Annotated in this window: 15 protein-coding genes; all 15 read right to left on the reverse strand. The window is 35.4% G+C overall.

Annotated features, from left to right (window positions below; translation table 11 throughout):
* Positions 1 to 6: 6 nt before the first annotated feature.
* Complete coding sequence (locus BW942_RS04930; RefSeq protein ID WP_000847001.1) at positions 7 to 1,155, reverse strand: LA_1612 family putative O-antigen biosynthesis protein; 1,149 nt, start codon at positions 1,153 to 1,155, stop codon at positions 7 to 9.
* 373 nt (positions 1,156 to 1,528) lie between these two features.
* The gene (locus tag BW942_RS04935) at positions 1,529 to 2,584 is read right to left on the reverse strand and encodes a nucleotidyltransferase family protein (RefSeq protein WP_002969399.1); all 1,056 of its coding nucleotides are present in this window, start codon (positions 2,582 to 2,584) and stop codon (positions 1,529 to 1,531) included.
* A 248-nt stretch (positions 2,585 to 2,832) separates the two neighbouring features.
* A complete protein-coding gene (neuC, locus tag BW942_RS04940) occupies positions 2,833 to 3,996 on the reverse strand; it encodes a UDP-N-acetylglucosamine 2-epimerase (RefSeq protein WP_000823150.1) in 1,164 nt (387 codons plus the stop codon).
* Positions 3,993 to 5,027, reverse strand: a complete 1,035-nt coding sequence (gene neuB / locus BW942_RS04945) for an N-acetylneuraminate synthase (protein WP_001230564.1) — start codon at positions 5,025 to 5,027, stop codon at positions 3,993 to 3,995. The genes neuC and neuB overlap by 4 nt, the downstream gene beginning before the upstream one ends.
* On the reverse strand, positions 5,005 to 5,625 hold the full coding sequence (locus BW942_RS04950; protein WP_000516588.1) for an acetyltransferase: 621 nt from the start codon (positions 5,623 to 5,625) through the stop codon (positions 5,005 to 5,007). The genes neuB and BW942_RS04950 overlap by 23 nt, the downstream gene beginning before the upstream one ends.
* The gene (locus tag BW942_RS04955; protein WP_000947844.1) at positions 5,618 to 6,781 is read right to left on the reverse strand and encodes a LegC family aminotransferase; all 1,164 of its coding nucleotides are present in this window, start codon (positions 6,779 to 6,781) and stop codon (positions 5,618 to 5,620) included. Before BW942_RS04955 ends, BW942_RS04950 begins: the two co-directional genes overlap by 8 nt.
* Complete coding sequence (locus BW942_RS04960; RefSeq protein ID WP_000600889.1) at positions 6,781 to 7,773, reverse strand: NAD-dependent 4,6-dehydratase LegB; 993 nt, start codon at positions 7,771 to 7,773, stop codon at positions 6,781 to 6,783. The genes BW942_RS04955 and BW942_RS04960 overlap by 1 nt, the downstream gene beginning before the upstream one ends.
* A gap of 2 nt (positions 7,774 to 7,775) precedes the next feature.
* Positions 7,776 to 8,462 carry an acylneuraminate cytidylyltransferase family protein gene (locus tag BW942_RS04965; protein WP_000132016.1) on the reverse strand — a complete coding sequence of 229 codons (687 nt, stop codon included), beginning with the start codon at positions 8,460 to 8,462 and terminating at the stop codon, positions 7,776 to 7,778.
* A gap of 173 nt (positions 8,463 to 8,635) precedes the next feature.
* Complete coding sequence (locus BW942_RS04970; RefSeq protein ID WP_001052315.1) at positions 8,636 to 10,309, reverse strand: hypothetical protein; 1,674 nt, start codon at positions 10,307 to 10,309, stop codon at positions 8,636 to 8,638.
* 156 nt (positions 10,310 to 10,465) lie between these two features.
* On the reverse strand, positions 10,466 to 11,413 hold the full coding sequence (locus BW942_RS04975; RefSeq protein ID WP_000579821.1) for a glycosyltransferase family 2 protein: 948 nt from the start codon (positions 11,411 to 11,413) through the stop codon (positions 10,466 to 10,468).
* 1 nt (position 11,414) lies between these two features.
* On the reverse strand, positions 11,415 to 12,149 hold the full coding sequence (locus tag BW942_RS04980) for a class I SAM-dependent methyltransferase (RefSeq protein WP_001206409.1): 735 nt from the start codon (positions 12,147 to 12,149) through the stop codon (positions 11,415 to 11,417).
* On the reverse strand, positions 12,142 to 12,570 hold the full coding sequence (locus tag BW942_RS04985; RefSeq protein ID WP_000799638.1) for a sugar 3,4-ketoisomerase: 429 nt from the start codon (positions 12,568 to 12,570) through the stop codon (positions 12,142 to 12,144). The genes BW942_RS04980 and BW942_RS04985 overlap by 8 nt, the downstream gene beginning before the upstream one ends.
* Before the next feature lie 134 nt (positions 12,571 to 12,704).
* Positions 12,705 to 14,522: an ABC transporter ATP-binding protein gene (locus BW942_RS04990; RefSeq protein WP_000834715.1), complete on the reverse strand. Its 1,818-nt coding sequence runs from the start codon at positions 14,520 to 14,522 to the stop codon at positions 12,705 to 12,707.
* A 127-nt stretch (positions 14,523 to 14,649) separates the two neighbouring features.
* Entirely contained in the window at positions 14,650 to 15,903 is a 1,254-nt protein-coding gene (locus BW942_RS04995) for a TIGR04372 family glycosyltransferase (protein WP_001106774.1), read from the reverse strand.
* Positions 15,900 to 16,415 (reverse strand): acetyltransferase, encoded by a 516-nt coding sequence (locus tag BW942_RS05000; protein WP_000475975.1) that lies wholly within the window; start codon positions 16,413 to 16,415, stop codon positions 15,900 to 15,902. Before BW942_RS05000 ends, BW942_RS04995 begins: the two co-directional genes overlap by 4 nt.
* Positions 16,416 to 16,499: the final 84 nt, after the last annotated feature.

A 16,499-nucleotide genomic window follows, 5' to 3' on the forward strand; every position in this document is an offset into this window, starting at 1 on the left:
TTATGGTTATAAATTATTTTTCAAAGGAACGTCTAACTCTTTCATCAAAGATACAAACTGAGAATTTTCCGGATCGTATTCCATTACATCTTTTACGTATTTTAAGCGAGTCGTTTCCCAATCTTCATCGCTCGCTTGCGTTATATAATCCATAACTCGTTCCAATTCGGACACGTCCATCTTATTGGTCCAAAAAGGACCGCTTTCAGGATAATCTGCCGGCCACGCAAATTTTCGAGAGGGGTCAAAAGCGCTTCTTAAAGTGAAAAAAGCCGTCCTATTTCCTCTCGCTATGGATTCGTAAGTTAGAGTGGAGTCAACGCCCACGATGATCTGTGCTTGATCTACTGCGTTATATCCGTTTAAATTTTTGTTCTGAGTCAGAAAATCAAAGTTTTCATTCCCGATTTTTTCTTTGAAAAACTTATATTGCTCTTCGACGTCTTCAGAATTAGAAGCCTTAACTATAAATCGAAAACCGTTTTGATCGCAATAAACGCTTAACTTATCTAATAAAAATTCTTCCGTTAAATAAAATTCATCGTAAGAAATCGATTTACCGTTTACAAAAAGAAAAATGCCTGAATCATTTTTAGGTCTATATTGAGAAATAAAAAGAATGGACTTATCTTTATTTTGATTTGAAACCGAATGATAGTTATTCAAAAAACTACCGCTTCCGAATATCGTTCCCTTTAAATTCTTAGAATAGATTGCGCCGATATTTTTGTTAAACAGAAACATAAAATCGACTAGAGAACCCTTAGAAACTTCCAAACTAAACTGTTCATCCAAATTTGCTCTCAATCCATTTTGTACAAGAACTGTAGTAATAGGCAGACACATTTTTTTTAAACTATAAAACGGCCAATTATTATCGATAAAAGTCATCACGACCTTAGGTTGCACCGAATTTATATAAAAAGCATAATAATATTTTCTAGAAATTTGAAACGTTAAGAGGCATTTTAAAAGAATGTAAAAATTAAAACTTTCGCCCCTTACATCAAGAATCGAAACGTGTCGTTCATCAAGATAAAAAAAGAAATTGTCCGATCCGCATCTATCAAATATCAAAACCGGCGCTTGTTTCGGTCTCGCCCAAATCTTCTGTGCGTTCCAAACGAAAAGGAACCTTCTAAGAAACGTTTTCATTTTAACTCTTTATAGCTTGGAATAATTTCAAGAATTTAAAAATCGCAAAGAATATTCGATATCATCTTGTTATATAATAGAATCCATTTCTAAATTGAAAAAATTTGACAGACATTTGATCTTTTTCCAAAAAAATCAAATTTTATCAATAAGTTCCAAAACTATACTATAAGAATTCTATTATATACGTAATTATAAGAACCTGTCCGTAAACCCACAACACGACCCATAGAGAGTGTTGAGTGTTTGACCTTTTGGCAAAGTAAATTGGAGTTTTAGGACAAACTATAAATAATTCTATTAATTCGATGATAAAACATTTTCTTATTAGAGGAAGTTTTGATAATCTCTTGCGGTATCGCTATCCTTCAAATCATTCGTTGAATAATTGTACCCAGTCTCCTTGAGCGCGTTCGAATTCCTCCATTCTTCCGATATCCAACCAATATTCGTGAATTGGAAAAATGTTTATTTGTTTAGAAGACTTCAATTCTTTTTCTATGAGACTAGGCATATCGATCGTTTGTCCTTTTTTGACCGATTTTACGAAATCAGGATTTAATAGATAGATACCTGCATTCACGTTAAAACGTTGTACAGGCTTTTCAACAATTTCGACCACACGATGACCGTTAGATTGTATAACGCCGTAGGGAACTTGATAGTCGAACTCTCTAACACAAACCGTAGCAACCCCACCTTCTTTTTCATGAAATTCTAATAAAGAAAGATAATTGAGATTAGTCAATAAATCCCCATTCATCATGAACATAGGTTGATCAATTTGATCGTGTGGTAGTAATCCAAGAGCACCACCTGTTCCCAAAGGATTCTCTTCATGAACGTATTCAATACTTACATTCCATCGTTTTCCATTTTCAAAGTAATTCTTGATTACATCCGACATAAAATGAGTAGAAATAAAAAAACGATGAAAACCGGCGGTTACAAACCCTTCTAAAATTAATTCTAATATTGGCTTATTCCCCACTTTCAACATAGGCTTGGGGCAATGATTCGTCAAAGGATACAATCGAGTTCCAAACCCTCCAGCCATTAGAAAAACAGGATTATCAAATTTAGGTTTTTCTAAAAGACCGTGAACCGTTTCCAATCCTACCAAAATTCCTTGTTCGTCTACAATCGGTAAATGTAAAAGTTCATACTTTTCCATTTCGAGAAGCATACGCTCCTTAGTCCAATTAGCATGAGCCACTTTAGGCTTGGATGACATCACCTCATTCACTGAAATTGCAAGTCCTTTATTTTGCATCAATGCACGACGAACATCACCGTCGGTTAATGTACCTAAAAGTTTTTTATTTTCATCAACGATTAAGACAATACAAAGCGCTTCTTTGTCTAAGATTTTAATAGCATCCTGTAGGCTTAAATCAGAGTTAATAAGGACATTTTTCCAATTTTTCATATCAATTTAATTAAAAAATGATTTAAAAGTCACACAACAATAGCCATCGATCTAAAAACAGTCTTTTCCGAAAGGCTTTAGATTTGATTGTCTTCAATAGAAGTTTTGTTCCAAAATAGAAAACTTTAAGATTTTCAACTTTACTTACAGCGTGTCCCAAAATTCCAGTTTACGTTATCAGAAAGATTAAACTGCAAGGACCCGTCCCGTTGTTTTGGGAAGGTCCTTATATGTTTTAAGATAAACTCTTAGAATTGAAGATTAAAAAATTTCTTTTTAAGAATTCCTTGTATATCAATCTTTTCTAATATCCTTACAATTTTCTCACTCGCTCCGCCTTCACCATAAGGATTGACAGTCGTAGAAAGATTTTTTTGAAAATCAGAAGAATAAAGTCTTTTAAAAGCATCTATGATTTCTATCTTCTTCGGCTCACAATCGATGATGCTTTTCGCTCTCAACCTACCCTTTTGGCGATCGCCTATATTGATTGTACCAATTTTAAAGCTCGGCGCTTCGATAATTCCACTAGAAGAGTTCCCGACAACCGCATCCACAAATTGTAAACAAGACAAATAGCGAGTCTGACCGAGAGACGTAAAATACCATGCATTTGAGTGTGAACTAGTAAATTCTTTGACAAGCTCGAAAATAATACGACCATCCGTATCGGCATTTGGCATCGTAAATATCAAACCAATTTCCGGACTTAGAGTTTCCAAACTTAAAAGCAACTCGATCATTTGAACCTTCGCAGTAGATTCCTCTAAAGTTACCGGATGAAACGTAATTAATAAATTATTTTTTTTAAATTTAATATTGAGAGACGATTCTAATTCTTCCTTTTTTAAAAGATTCGACTTTTTAATCCCGTCTATCCCCATTCCCCCAACCAAAAAAACATTAGAAGGATCCTCGCCTAACTGAATTATTCTATTACGATACTCATTAGCTGCCACAAAATGTAAGTGCGACATCTTTGTAATGGAATGTCTGATCCCTTCATCAAAAGCCCCCTCGGTAGTTTCACCTCCATGCAAATGCGCAACTGGAATTCTCGAAATCAAAGCCGCCACGGTCGCTGCAAGAATTTCGAAACGATCCCCCAGGACTAATATAATATCGGGATTTAAATCTGCAAAAGCCTCTGAAAAACCAATTAAACCTAACCCAATCGATTTAGAAACCCCGACTGTACTGTCCGAACTCAAAAGAATTTCTATCTTTTTATGAATGAGAAAACCATCATTTTCTATCTCCTTATAAGTTAAACCAAATTCAGGAGACAGATGCATTCCCGTAGCGATGATTTGTAAGTCAAGTTTAGAAGATTTTGAAATTTCCAAAATCAACCAACGAAGCAGACCGTAGTCAGCACGAGTGCCAGTAATAACACAAATTTTCCTTTTCATAACTCGATCAATTCATCGATCTGGAAATCTCTTCTAGCTTGCTTTCCGATTACCATATCCCAATTCATAGGAGACAGTCCATCTCCTGGTCTTTTTGTTGTAATATTCGATTCGGAAAAAATTTCTCCTTTTGAAATATTACGAGTAGCTACAATTGATTTCCTTGCTATGGGGATGTTCTTTCTTTCACTGCTACTTGGTTTTTTAATTCCGTCTCCCATAGATTTCTCTATATTACGAATTGAGGAGACCATCGTTTTAAGCTCGTTCGGTTCAAGAGAAGCCTTATGATCGGGACCTGGTAAATTTTTATCTAGTGTAAAATGCTTTTCAATCACTGTAGCACCAAGAGCAACCGCTGCAATCGCAACTTCGATTCCTACAGTGTGATCAGAATAACCTACTTTTGCCCGGAACGCAGATTTTAAAGTTTCCATTGCATAAAGATTAACTTCATGAAATGGAGCCGGATACTCGGTTGTACAATGTAAAATCGTAATATTTTCGAGGGATGAGCCGGAATTAATTAATACATTCAATGCTGATTCAATCTCACCTAAATTTGCCATTCCCGTGGAAAGAATAATTTTCTGATTCAATTCACCGATCTTTTTCAGATAAGGATAATTTGTTATTTCACCGCTTGGAATTTTCCATAACGATAAACCAAGTTCGATTAAAAGGTCGATACTTTTTAAATCAAAAGCAGTTGAAAGAAACTGAATATTCTTTTTTTTACAAATTTCAATCAATCGAAAATGGTCTTGAACCGAAAGTTCCAATTTTTTCAACATTGAAACCTGTGTTCCACCTTCTTGCATATTAGATATTTGATAATCAGCTTTTTTCGCAAAATTCGAGGCTAGTTCGGTTGCATGAAACGTCTGAAATTTTACTATATCCACGCCTGCATCAAACGCAACGTTAATCAATTTCTCTGCGATATTCATATCTCCATTATGATTTACCCCTGCTTCGGCAATAATTAAAGTATTCATATTGTAATTTTCATTTTGATATAATTTTCTCATGATCAGAAATGTTCTTCAATATTTTGGAGCCCATACCAACGAGACATTTTTTTCCGATATGAACTCCCTCACGAATAATAGTCCCACTCCCTATGAAAGATTCGTCTCCTAATCGAACGCCTCCATTTAGAATTGAGGCAGTGGCGACATGACAATGATTTCCTATCGAACAATCATGTTCGATAAGCACTTTAGTGTTAATAATAGAATTAACACCTATACTTGCACCTGAATTAACAATCGAATAATGCATTAAAATGGTACCTTCCCCAACTTTTGCGTATTTCGATAAATAGGCTAAAGGCGATAAAATGGTAGGAAGATTAAATCCGAGAGACTTGAGTTTATTATAAATTTCTTTACGAATCTCAGAATTTTTAATTTGTCCTATTACGATAAATGCGTTCTCTACGTGCCTCCGAATTTTAACTAAGTCAGAATCTTCTCCAATAATTTCATATCCTAGTAAACTTTTCCCTATGTCTTCCCTTACTCCAATTAAACCTATAATACGAAACTTATTTTCGTATTCAATCGTATCAATGCATGCCTTAGAGTGGCCTCCAGCCCCAATTAAAACAATATCTTTCTTACCCATCAATAATATTCGCACTACTTGGAATATTAATAAGCCTTTTTTCCAACGATTCAGCTACGGGAAGTTCCGCTCGAAAGCAACTTTGGTATGGCTTCAGTTTGTGAAGTAAAGTCCAAGCTGGTCTTGTCATAAGACCGCAATCATTGGTTGTCTTAAGAATCGAATCTCTTTCGTTCATTACAGAAGAGTCTAGTATTAGAGTTTGAAGCCAATAATTACTCTTGCAGCCTTTCGGTTCCGATTGTAGTTTCGCATTTTTCACAACTGAAAAAGCATTCTTATAACTTTCATAAAGTGCTCTTTTAGCGGTTAAAAACTGAGGTAGCATTTCTAATTGAGCACAACCAAGAGCCGCATTGATATTCGGTAATCTGAAATTATAACCGATCATATCATGAGTGTATTCCCAAGCATGAGGAAGTTTGGCAGTGGTCGTAATATGTTTAGCCAGAGTAGCTAAATTTCTATCATTTGTAAGAATAGCCCCTCCGCCTCCCGTAGTAATCGTTTTATTACCATTAAAACTCAGAGTTCCTAATAAGCCGAACGTTCCGGTATGTTTTCCATGGTAATAACTTCCAAGAGATTCTGCAGCGTCCTCAACAACTACAAGATGGTAATCTTTAGCCACTGCGAACAATCCGTCGATATCGACGGGATGGCCAAAGGTATGCATAGGAACGATTGCACTAATTCGATTACCCGTTTTTTTATTAAAACACTGCCCTGATCGAATTTCTCCAATAAAATTCAAATGCTCCTTGAGAGAAGTCGCTGATACCCCCAAAGTATTTTCCTCACTGTCAATAAGGTGGGGAAATGCTCCTAAATAACTAACCGCATTTGCGGTTGCAATAAAAGTTAGGGAAGGAACTAATACTTCGTCTTGGGCTTGAACTCCTGCAAGTTTAAGAGCGATCTGTAATGCGGCGGTTCCATTTGTAACCGCAACTGCATATCCGGCTCCCGTAAACTCCACCAGATCTTTCTCAAATCGATCTACGAACTTACCTACCGAAGATACAAAAGTTGTATCCAAACACTCTTTTACATAGGCCCACTCGTTCCCTTGGAAAATCGGCTCATGCAATGGAACGACATCATTTTTATCAGTGATCACCGATCTTAAAACGGATACAATTTGTTCACTTAACATTATATATTATAAATATCTGTTTTATAAAAGGAAAGATTATCTATATCAGAAAACCAATCAATCGTTTCAGAGAGGCCTCTTTTAAAACCATCTCTCCCTCCGTATTCAGGAGACCAATTGATTAAATCTTTTGCTTTTTGATTGGAAGCCCATAACCTTTCGACTTCGCTTTTTTCCGGTCTAAGTCTTTGATCATCGGATTCAATTTCAACGTTCACTTTCATAACTTCGGCGATCAATCGAACCGTATCTCCCACGGAAATTTCATAGTTACTTCCAAGATTAATCACTTCTCCCACACAAACATCCGAATTCAAAGCCGCAATAAAACCCGCAACTGTGTCTTTTACAAAATTAAAGTCTCTAGTAGGATGAACGGCGCCTAACTTTATCTTCCTATTCCCTTTAGCAATTTGTGTAATAATAGTAGGAATCACCGCCCTAGCGGATTGCCTCGGACCATACGTATTGAAAGGACGAATGATACTAACCGGCGTCCCAAAGGAATTATAAAAGGACATAGCGATCTGATCTGCACCAATCTTACTGGCGGAATAAGGGGATTGGCCTTGTAAAGGATGTTCTTCCGTAATCGGAACAAATCTAGCAGTTCCATAGACCTCACTCGTGGATGTATGAATCACTTTGGATACATTCAGATCTCGAGCCGCTTGAACTACGTTTAAAGTCCCTTTAACATTCGTATCGATATATGTATCCGGTGAGTGGTAAGAGTAAGGTATCGCGATCAAAGCAGCTAAATGCAGAACCGCATCGCAACCTTTCATTGCCGCCCGCACCCCGTTCGGATCACGAATATCCCCTGAAAAAACTTCAAATTTACCCTTGATATCGTCCGGACACTGATCCAACCATCCCCAAGAATTAAAAGAATTATAAAGTACGAATGCTCTTACTTCGTGACCTTGCCGAACAAGAGTTTCCGTCAAATGAGAACCTATAAACCCGTCTGCACCGGTAATTAGAATCATATTTATACTTTATCCAAAAGTAAAATCTCTGCCAATTTCCAATCTATCATATCGTCAATATCGATTGAATTCTCCTTGCTCATCAAATAAGCGAGAGTATCATCGGTGATGAATTTTTTCTTTTCACGAAAATAATTTACTTCTGATAAATAAATTGATCCGTTCAGTGTAAATACTTTAGGACTATCTTGTCTACGCGCCACATCTTCCCCATTCAACAATTTAGTCATCTTGAATGAGTCGTCGTCCAAACGAAACATCCAAAACGGATTTTCCTGCGCTTCGCAAACCGAAACAACGCTATTCGTCTTTTTACGCATAGTAAATTCGATACAATCGTCTATATCAGCACTTGTTCGAAGCGGGGAGGTAGGTTGTAAGAGCATCACATAATCGAATCCCGGTAAATTGTCAAGCGCGTGTAAAACGGGATCAATTCCGGAAGAATAATCAGTCGCCAATTCAGCAGGCCTGAGAAACGGAACAGATGCACCCGATTGCTCTGCTATTTCTGCAATTTCAGGATCGTCTGTGGAAACGACAATTGAAGTCAAATGCTTCGACTTCAAGGCGGCTTCGATCGTCCAAACAATCAAAGGTTTCCCCGCGATGAGTTTTATATTTTTTCTCGGAATTCCTTTGGATCCCCCCCGTGCTGGAATCAAACCGAGTATTTTTTGATCAGTCACTTTCTAACGCTGGTTCCTGTCTGCATTTCAAACATAGATGCGAAATAACCGTTCGGCTTTTGTATGAGTTCGGAAAAATTTTAGACCTCTTCTTGCATATCTCTTTCACCTAACATAAAAGAAACTTTCTTTTATATAACTTATCAAGTTCTTAAACTAACTATAAGTTAATTCTATCTATTTTCTTGTTCAAAAAATATAACTTTTCCGTAACCATTTATATTAGAAACCATTGCTCCTTGACTTAATAAATAATCTGCATATGGTTTAATATAATTTAAATATCTCAGTTTTTGATTTGTCCCCATCCCAATTCCAGTTTCCAACCCGTTTGAAATGAACAAACAATCTACCCTATCCCTTCTCAGACCTTTATATTCAGATTTACCTAAAGAACCAAATGGAGGTATTTCCCATAAATCAAATATTATTTCCCTTGGTATTGAAAAGAAAGCAAAAAGATATGAATATTCTAAGGACATGATTCCTGAACAACCATGAACATACTTATCCAATTCATTATGAACCGAACTCATCGATCTTACTCTAGAGGTAAGAATTTTAGGTTGTCCATCTACAAAGTAATCAATCCCTACTTGTCGAAGCTTTCTACCCCATTCGAAAAGTGGTTGAAAGAAAAAAAATACTAAAATGAAACAACCTGCAATTAGCTTTATAGCTATACGATTTATCTTAACTGAAGTAAAATAGTAATATGCCGAAAGAGAAATTAACGGAGTTAGCGGCATCATATATCGCGTAGCCGGCCAATTGATAATACAAATGAAGGCAGAGACACACAAACTCAACATTTTTACTTGAAAAAAAAGTCGTTTTTTAGAAAATCTGAATATTCCCCAAACAGTTAATCCAATCAATACCATTCTCAAAAAAAGATCTTTATATCCAACTAAACCCATATTAGGAAAATTCCAGGTAACCGCTCTTATTAAACGTATAGTATTCCAAACAAAAAACTCAACAAGAAAGGAAGGATTGGCTTGAATCATTCCGGTAAAAGTTACAGCGTTTCCAAACAATTCCTTTTGAGTTTGCCAAAAGTCGTAATTATCAAAGGTTCCATATTTGATCGGAATATAATGCCAACTGATAGCCTGAATTAGACCAATAGAAAAAAGATCATCCCCCCCTGGAAACCATTGAGATGTTCCAAACATAGCATTATTCCAAGGATCTTTTATTTGATTTAAAGAGAAAGTGAGTTGGATTAAAAATAACAAGGAGAAAACGAATAACATAGAGAATGTTTTCTTTAAGTTAAAAACAAACTCCTTGCGATAGATTGCCTGAATCTGAATTACAAAATCATAGAGGATTAAAAACACAAGAGGAAATAAATAAACGGGCCTCAATAAATACGCTAAGATTAATAAACTGTATGCAATACAGTATTTTTTAAAAAAAACATTACTATTCCTTAAAGTAAAAGCGAATAAAACAGAAGCAAGTCCTAACTTCTGAACTGGCGGTTCAAAACTTTGAAAAATTGGAATCCAAATAATTGTCCCAACCAAAGCCGCAAACACATTTTTAATTTCCGTAACTAAAAAAATGTTCATGGCTAACAGAACTATTAGCATCGAAAGCAAATATTCCAAATAAGTAGAATATGGATATGGAATTAAGCTAAAAGGTAATAGATACAGCGTATAAAGAGGCGAACGGTCTAAGTTTACAAAATGACCTGTTTCGTTTAGAATTTTAGTAAAACTCCAATATCCCCATGATTCGCCTCCCATTTCCCATGGAAAAAAGAAACTTAAAAAAAGAGCCGAAGAAAGAACAACCCATGAAATTAATTTCATTTTTTTTTCGTTAAGATTCATAGTTACGGTCTCTTGAAATAAAATTTTGAAAACATTTTGTAAAGGGAACCCTAAAAACTTCCGTTTTAATATTTGGATAAAAGCAAAACACTCTTCTAAAGAATTCTATAATATAGATTTTTAAAAAATATGGTTTTTTTTAAAGGTTCCCTAAAATCATTTCTTATATTTAGTTTTCTTTTTACTTTGTTTTATCTCGCGGATTACAAACTGAGGACGCCCATTTACTGTTAAAAAAAGACGACCTAAATATTCTCCAATCATTCCCAAAATTAAAAGTTGAACACCAGAAAATATAAGTAGCCCAGCCATTAGAGACGTCCAACCAACGGGTGTATCGCCAGTAAATCTTTCAATGACAGTTACAAGTGCCATAATGAATCCAAGAAAACAAGTCGTGATTCCAAACAAACTACTAATTCGAAGAGGCATCACGGAAAAATTTACAAACATTGCAGTCCAGAGACGAATAAGGCGACGAAAAGTATAATTACTCTCTCCGCCTAACCGGGATTTGTGTTCGACAAGCAAGCTACCGATTTTTTGTGTAGTTTGCAAAATCAATCCATCCATATATGGATAAGGACCGACATATGAAACAATATTATCTTTTGTAAAACGATTTATACAACGAAAACTAGAGAGATAAAGATTTTTAGGTTTATCTAATAAAAAATTAGCCGCCCAATTTGTAAATTTACTTCCAAGATTTCTAAAGAACGAATGTTTCTTCTTCGCATAAAAAGTATAAATAACATCTAAGTCTGAATTTACTCTTGCATAGTCATATAATTTCTTAACTTCAGACGGAGGATTTTGAAAATCATCATCTATATTAATAATATAATCACCATCAGCAACAGATAACCCAGCCATAACAGCGTTATGCTCTCCAAAATTCCGAGCTAGATCAATAGAAATAATCGGCAAAGTAGTTTCCTCTACAAGACTTTTTATTATTTGATAGCTATTATCTGGGCTGCCATCATTTACTAAAATGATTTCAAATCCGTTCTCAATTTCTAATTTAGACAATTCTTTTACGAGCGGACCAATTGAATTAGCTCCTTTGTATACGGGAATTACTGTAGATAATCCAATCATATTAACTTTCCTTTTTAGCTAGAACTAAGACTGATCCGCCGAATGGTAAAAAAATACGCCAGGATATCATACATTCTTCTAATTTTATAAAACTTTTAAAAATAAATTCAATCAAAGGATGGAATGACTTCACATCACTTTCTCGATCTTTTCGGGTAAAAATTTTTCTACGCAGTACCATAAGCGGGAAAAGAAAGCTATTCCAATAAGTTATATAAATTATTTGAAAGCCTTTGCTATTTAATTCTTTTCTAATTTGATTAACTGAGAATCGCCTTATTTGCTCTACAGCTTCGTCATGATATGACAACATCCAATCATAAGCAGGTAAATTTAATAGTAGATATCCTCCTTTCTTAAGACACCGATTAAACTCATTTAAAGCGATCGAAGGATCCACGGATTTGTGTTCCAAAACATCTAAACTAAGTAGCACATCAAAAAATTCATTTTTGAATGGGATCGACATAATCGAACCTTGGTCGATAGTAGCATTCGTTTTCCGTCTACTTAGCTTACAAGCTTCAAAGGAATAATCGAGTCCATAAAGTTGAATTCGGGGAAAATATTTTTCCAAAACTTGTAGCATGCCACCAGTCCCACATCCAGCATCGAATATTTTGTCAGAGTCAGCCAAGTATGGAGTTAAAACAATTCTTACAATTCTCCTCAATGCCTGAAACCACCACATTCGCTCTTCAAGCTGATCCATGAGAATATATTCTTCCTCACGCATGTAAAATACCTTTATAAATTAGAAATTCCGCCGGATCACGTAGATAATCATCTTCCTCATAAATTCGGTCGCAGAATACCGCAATTACTGATTCTAGTTGATTAAAAATAATGGTGTTCCATAAACCTGCCGGAATTAAGAGTCCTATACTAGAATTGTTAAGAACGATTTCTTTTTTATTTCTACCGTCAGTAATTTCTATAGTCACACTTCCTATCAAACAAACAACTAGTTGAATGCATTTGCGATGAGCGTGATTCCCCCTCACACCACCGATCAAAACTCCAGAAATTGTAAATACCCTAGCAATTGAAAAGGGAACACTATTTTCATTAGAGCCTTCAAATACACTTAATACTCCATTTTTTGAATGTTGCCAGAACTTTATTTTACGTAAATCGCTTACTGTAGTATTTTTCATATTTACTTTTTAAAACATACCTCAATTACCATTATAACTCGTTCTTGTTCTAAAACAGATTAGATTGATCAGCTTCTCATTAATAGTCTATATAAGATCTGCTGTAAAAAGAAGATGAACTAAATTTTTTATACTCACAAATTCTTCAACGATAGCTGTGTTTTAATCATCTTTTCCAAAATACCTTCCGGCTTAACACTTAATTGGGCAAAAGATCCTTGTTCAAGGATCTTTCCCTGACTCAAAACATATACCATATCCGCCTTAGCAATCGTAGATAAACGATGTGCGACGACGATTACAGTAGTTCCTTTCGCAACTTGTTCAATAGATCGCTGGATTAATGTTTCGGATTCCGAGTCCAATGAACTTGTAGCTTCGTCCAGGATCAGCAATTCCGGTTTTCTCAAGATAGCTCTTGCCAAGGCAATTCGTTGTCGTTGTCCACCGGAAAGTCGAGTTCCTTTATCTCCAACCACCGTATCAATACCGTTTGGTAATTCTCTAACAAAATTTTCCGCATTCGCCAGTGATAATGCTTCCCAAAGTTCCTTTTCAGCGACAGAGTTCATGGACCAAAGTAAATTTTCTCGAATTGAACTATGAAATAAAACCGGATCCTGTGGAACATACCCGATTCTTTCTCTGAAAGAATTTTGCTTCCATTCTTTCAAAGAAATGCCATCGATCAAAACATAACCTTCATCCGGAATTTGCAAACCAAGAATCAAATCAGTAATCGTCGATTTACCCGCGCCAGACTCTCCCGCAAAGGCTGTCATTTTTCCTTTCAATATATTAAGATTAATGCAGTCCAAAGTTTTTGACCTACCAGGATAGGTAAAACTTAAGTCTTTTAGTTGAATTGAATTTTCTAATTTAGAAAAAATGCGAGTCCCTTCTATCTCTTGAAACCGAACAGCCTTTTCTCGTAAGGATAAAAGTTGCTCGTAACTTGGCAAAAAATTACTGATACTTACGTTACTTTGAATCAAAGAAGCGATAAGCGGTAGACAAGCCAATAGACTCCACATAACGGCAGCCAATTCAGATATTAAAATCAATTCGGAAATCGCCAATCCCATAGCAATGACGGCAGCCAACATTGCTAGAGGCTGAAAAAACTTAGGAATTGCCGTTGATAAAGTTTGCGATTTTAGGGTAACATTAACGTGTTGATCCAGTGCTTTCAAATAACGATCGCGGGCTTCCTTTTGTCTTCCAAAACCTAAAATGATTCTTGCAGAACTGACAATTTCGCTTAACACACCCATCGCAATATTTCCGGTTTCCGTATTTTGTTTTCCTAAACGATAGCTTAGTTTATGCAAAAGCAAAAATGGTAAGCCGAAAACCAAAGACAATCCGAGTGCGGTAATCGTCATCGTAGTATTTAGCCATAATGGCACAGTTAAGTAAATTAACAGTTGAATCGTCTGTGCGAGCAACGTAGCAAGACCGCCCAAAGTATCCCCGATCGTATTCAACTCCTTATTAAAAGTGTTCAATAATCTCCCATTTTCAGCGCTGCTAAAAAATTCCCATCGAGCGCTAAAAAAAGAACGAAGGGTTTCACCCAGTAAACCTCGAACAACCGCATATTTGATTTTTAGAATAGCAAAACGAATCGTAACATCTAAAAATCCTTTCCATAAATTCATAATAAAAAATAAAAATCCGAAATGCCAAAAATTAGGTAAAACTGAAAAGAGTTCAAAGGCTTTCAAAACAATTTTTGTAATTTGACTTGGCTTCGTTAAGGTTGCATCTAAAAGAAAATCCGCCAAGGGCACGATCGAAAATACGGAAATTGCGGCGATAAGACCTTCTAGTATTAATAGGAAAAATAAAAAACCGAATTGTTTGGGATATTGATTTAAAAATTCTAAAAAAATGGAGCCTATGCTTGTTTTCGTTTTTATTTGTTTATTAGAGTTGTTGAAAGATTTCATAATTCCTACTATCAGAGCGGTCTATCTATCTAAACTATCGTATTTTAGAGTTTGTTCTAAAACTAATAGATTGATTGCTTCAAATTCTAACTTATCGTAAGTTCTATCAAGATTTTGGGACGGGATCCTAAACTTTAAAAAAATCTTTTCCCATCTTCATTAAAAAATGAGATCCAACTCGAACTTCAGGATGAAGCCAGCCATGATATTTGGAAAAATTCTTCCACTTCTTGAGTTCTTTCCAAAATTGCTCCTGCAATTCTTTTTGCCTATGAGTTTCATTCCATTCTCCGCGCAAACGAGATTCCAATTCAAGGACTGCTTTGGAAATATCCTCAGAGGAAAGATCCTCTATCATGATCCCTACTTCTTGATATTTTTCAGAGTGTTGATAGTTATTGTTCAGATATTCTTTAAAAGTTAAATATTCGCCTGTTTTTTTCCATTTCAGATATTTTGGCACCGTAATTGAATATGCCCAAGAATTTATATTGCTTAAAGGTATTAAATTTAAATAAAGCGCTGGTCTTCGATATATATCTGCAACTGAATCCAAACCAGTTCCGGTAGAAATAGTAAAATAAGAATGAGCCATTAACCAAATATCAAGTAAATCATTTTGGTCCATTGAAAATGGGTAATCTATAAATCTTTCATGATTATAATCTAATCTTTCATTTGCTACCTTACCCATTCGAAAGACCCAATATCCCATCTCAACCAAGAGCTTTACTGAATTAAGGTAAGTATTTATTTGTGTATCTCTAAAATTATGATAAGAAAAATTCCTACCACTCATATATTTTTGAAGATAAGCTGAATCTCGTACTATTAGACAAATAAACGCTTCATCTTCTTTCCATCCCTTTTTTTTAAGCCAATTTTTACAAAAAATATTTTCATCCTTTGTAAAAGGTATCAAATCAGTATTAGAACTTAAAACTCCGTTTTTGTCTCTCGAATTCAATCTTTCCGCAGGAGGAATAATTCTATGCAACGAATTCTTAAAGATTATTTTATCAATTCTATAAAATGCTTCCGCGATTTTAGTTACATTAAAATTTCTGCATGTCATTTTATACCATTGCATATTGGATATAGGTTTTGGTATAAAATAGAAATCCAAATACTCCCTACTTTTTTTAGCTTCCGCAAATGAAATACCAACATCCGCAACAAAATGTCCAATTCGGGAAGATACAAAATATCCAAATCGAATATGCTTCCACTTTCTAATACCGCGTATAAAGAATAGAAGCAGAAGTATTAAAGGAAAAAATAAGAAAGTGAGTAGATAATCTATCGCTCTACCGATTTTTCTTAAAAGGGCCCTCCAACCATTCCTACGAATTTCCTTAAATTGAGATAAAATGTAATTCACGGCCTTCGCTTATTAATTTCCTTTCCAGGAACGCCCACTATCTTTGAATTCGGTTCGACATCCCGTATTACAACGGCACCCGCCCCTATAATAGAATTGAATCCAACCTTAATTCTATTAATAATAGATCCAGTATGAAGCACACAGAAGTTTTCTATTAGAACATTCCCCGCAAGAACGACTCCAGGATCTATTGTCACCGCCTTTTCAATTTTGCAATGATGATCTATTTGAGTTCCAATATTTACAATTACTCCGTCTTCTAATTCAGCTCTATAGCCGATAATTGACTTCGGATGAATAATCACGTTCTTGCCAATGATAGAATCGCTGAGGAGTAATGATGTTGGGTAAATTGCGTTTACTAGTTCAAGACCAAACGCATTTGCCTTTTCAATTTCGACCCACCTACTATGAGGATCCGAAATCGTAACGAGTATTTTTTTAATTCCATTTTGAATCAGAAATTCTGGCCAATCAGTTTTACAAACCAGTGAAACGTTCTTGAACATACCATTTTCTGGATAAGCGAATTGTGAAACATGCCTATATCCTTTTTTAATTTCAGGAAGAGTCTCTCCCGGATGAATAAAATA

It is taken from the genome of Leptospira interrogans (assembly GCF_900156205.1).
GTDB lineage: Bacteria > Spirochaetota > Leptospiria > Leptospirales > Leptospiraceae > Leptospira > Leptospira interrogans.

Excerpts from the sequence above, each read along its gene's own strand:
- BW942_RS04930 (WP_000847001.1), bottom strand. The coding sequence starts at position 1,155 with ATGAAAACGTTTCTTAGAAGGTTCCTTTTCGTTTGGAACGCACAGAAG.
- BW942_RS04935 (WP_002969399.1), bottom strand. The coding sequence starts at position 2,584 with ATGAAAAATTGGAAAAATGTCCTTATTAACTCTGATTTAAGCCTACAG.
- neuC (WP_000823150.1), bottom strand. The coding sequence starts at position 3,996 with ATGAAAAGGAAAATTTGTGTTATTACTGGCACTCGTGCTGACTACGGT.
- neuB (WP_001230564.1), bottom strand. The coding sequence starts at position 5,027 with ATGAGAAAATTATATCAAAATGAAAATTACAATATGAATACTTTAATT.
- BW942_RS04950 (WP_000516588.1), bottom strand. The coding sequence starts at position 5,625 with ATGGGTAAGAAAGATATTGTTTTAATTGGGGCTGGAGGCCACTCTAAG.
- BW942_RS04955 (WP_000947844.1), bottom strand. The coding sequence starts at position 6,781 with ATGTTAAGTGAACAAATTGTATCCGTTTTAAGATCGGTGATCACTGAT.
- BW942_RS04960 (WP_000600889.1), bottom strand. The coding sequence starts at position 7,773 with ATGATTCTAATTACCGGTGCAGACGGGTTTATAGGTTCTCATTTGACG.
- BW942_RS04970 (WP_001052315.1), bottom strand. The coding sequence starts at position 10,309 with ATGAATCTTAACGAAAAAAAAATGAAATTAATTTCATGGGTTGTTCTT.
- BW942_RS04975 (WP_000579821.1), bottom strand. The coding sequence starts at position 11,413 with ATGATTGGATTATCTACAGTAATTCCCGTATACAAAGGAGCTAATTCA.
- BW942_RS04980 (WP_001206409.1), bottom strand. The coding sequence starts at position 12,149 with ATGCGTGAGGAAGAATATATTCTCATGGATCAGCTTGAAGAGCGAATG.
- BW942_RS04985 (WP_000799638.1), bottom strand. The coding sequence starts at position 12,570 with ATGAAAAATACTACAGTAAGCGATTTACGTAAAATAAAGTTCTGGCAA.
- BW942_RS04990 (WP_000834715.1), bottom strand. The coding sequence starts at position 14,522 with ATGAAATCTTTCAACAACTCTAATAAACAAATAAAAACGAAAACAAGC.
- BW942_RS05000 (WP_000475975.1), bottom strand. The coding sequence starts at position 16,415 with ATGTTCAAGAACGTTTCACTGGTTTGTAAAACTGATTGGCCAGAATTT.